Origin of the sequence: Bartonella sp. AA83SXKL, from assembly GCF_042196965.1 — a bacterium.
Lineage (GTDB): Bacteria > Pseudomonadota > Alphaproteobacteria > Rhizobiales > Rhizobiaceae > Bartonella.
The window spans coordinates 1-1,602 of the sequence record NZ_JBHIRG010000080.1; the positions used below are offsets into that span (position 1 = coordinate 1).

Annotated in this window: 2 protein-coding genes; both read left to right on the forward strand. The window is 46.4% G+C overall.

All coding sequences use genetic code 11. The features are described from left to right. Positions 1–666: ShlB/FhaC/HecB family hemolysin secretion/activation protein (locus ACFINO_RS09700; RefSeq protein WP_375655608.1), on the forward strand; the 666-nt coding region annotated here is incomplete at its 5' end. Positions 667–691: 25 nt separating this feature from the next. Further along, positions 692–1,602: filamentous hemagglutinin N-terminal domain-containing protein (locus ACFINO_RS09705; RefSeq protein ID WP_375655610.1), on the forward strand; the 911-nt coding region annotated here is incomplete at its 3' end.

Sequence of the window (1,602 nt, forward strand, 5' to 3'; positions counted from 1 at the left end):
AACAATTACCTTCTTGGCAATAAGATTGAAGTGGGCAGCCGTCAATATAGCGTCGCCAATTTTGGCATTTCGCATTCTCGCCAGATGTTGGGGGGGACTTGGACCTTTGATGTGAGTTATTTGCAAGGGCTTCCCTTGTTTCATTCAGTAAAGAAACATGCGCCAGGAGCAGGGGATGCGGAGCCACAATTTGCCAAATTTACCGGTACGCTTAGTGTCATGACGCCTTTTAAGATAGGGGGCTTGGACTTTATACTGAGCAATCTTTTGAGTGGTCAATATTCACCGCATAATTTATTGGGAGCTGAACAGATTTCGTTGGGGGGCGCTTCCAATGTTCGTGGCACGCGTGAGAGTTTGCTTTTTGGCAATAACGGTTTTTTTAGCCGGAATGATTTGCTGCTACGCACCATTCCGTGGAGCAATCACGCGACCTTCAAAAAGGTTTTTGGAGAACTTCGCCCTTATGTTGGTTTGGATTATGGGCGTGTGTTTTCGCAAGTTTTGTATGGGATTAAGAGTGACCAGCTTGCCGGTTGGACAGCAGGTGTCAAGCTTGCGGGAGGCATGGTCTCTCTTGATGCCAGTTATTCCAGTATTTTTTGGAGCACAGTTAAGCACAAAAAATCAGGAACATTTTTTATGACATTAACAATGGAACTTTAAGCATTTTTTATTGGGGAGTTAACGTATGAGATATGAGAAGAGAGCAGAAAGAGCAGCTTTATTAGGTGTTTTAGTCTCCAGTACGATGCTCAAAAAGGTTTTATTTGGGGGACTTGGTTTTTCTTGTTTGTTAGCACCTTCAGCGTTACAGGCACAAATTACTGTGGATCCTAACGCGAATGCCGCCCATCGTCCAGATATAGTAGCAGCGCCCAATGGGGTTCCTTCCATTGATATTGTTACCCCCAATGGCAAGGGCTTATCACACAATAAATATAACGATTTTAATATTGGAAATCCGGGTGTGATTTGGAACAATCATGCGCAAGAAGTGGGGCAATCGCAGTTGGGGGGCATTATGCCGGGCAATCCGCATTTGCGCCTCACGGGTTCGGCGAAAGTGATTTTAAATGAAGTGACCAGCAGCAAGCGCAGTGCGCTTCATGGTCCAGGAGAGGTTTTTGGGAGCCCCGCCGATGTGATTATAGCCAATCCCAATGGGATAAGCTGTGATGGTTGTGGCTTTATCAATACGCCCCATGCGACCTTAACCACAGGTGTACCCGAAATTGATGCGAGCGGTTTTTTGAAAGGCTTTGAGGTGCGAGGTGGGGATATTACCTTTGGCGCTAAGGGAGCCAATTTTTTCTCTGGCAAGGGGGCGGTTGATATTGTCGATATTGTCTCACGCACAGTGCATTTTGAAGGAGCTGTTGCGGGCAGAGAAATTGGTGTGACAGCAGGGACGGGTCACTTTGATTATGCTTCACGGGAAATGAAAGAGCTAACTGATATTACTGGTAAACCGGAATATGCGATAGATGGTTCTGCTTTGGGGGCTCTACAGGCGGATCAGATTAAACTTGTGGCAACAGAAAAAGGTGTTGGTGTTCGTATGCGCCATGATATGGCAGCCAATGCGGGGCAGTTGCATCT